General features: G+C 49.5%; 1 protein-coding gene. It reads right to left on the reverse strand.

Annotation, left to right across the window (positions count from 1 at the left end):
• On the reverse strand, positions 1 to 232 hold a 232-nt coding region (locus Q3F21_RS27570; protein WP_425341313.1), incomplete at its 3' end, for an IS3 family transposase.
• Positions 233 to 434: the final 202 nt, after the last annotated feature.

The raw sequence follows: 434 nt of genomic DNA on the forward strand, positions 1-434 counted from the left end.
GGGATTTCAAGCCGAGCTCCTTCATGATTCGAGCAACGGTTTTCTCGGCTACCTGAACGCCTTGTTTCTTCAGGGCTTCCCGGATTTTCTTGCTTCCATAAAGACGCCTATGGTCAAGAAAGATGCGCCGAATCTGCTTTTTAAGCCGCTCATGACGCTTGCTTCGACCGCTTTCTTTCCGCCGGGTCCAATCATAGTAACCGCTTCGGGAGATTCCAAATACGGCGCACATCTTCGCGACACGGTGCTTGAAGCGGTGATCGTGGATGAATTTATAGATTAGCGCCGGTCTTTTGCGAAGTAGTGCATTGCCTTTTTTAAGATTTCGTTCTCCTCTTCCAGATCACGAATCCGCTTCTGAAGATCACGCATGGACTTGTCTTCCGGTTTTAGATGCCCACTACCGGGAAACGCTTGACTGCCGTCCTGTTTAA

The organism is Brevibacillus borstelensis, from assembly GCF_037834415.1.
Lineage (GTDB): Bacteria > Bacillota > Bacilli > Brevibacillales > Brevibacillaceae > Brevibacillus > Brevibacillus borstelensis_A.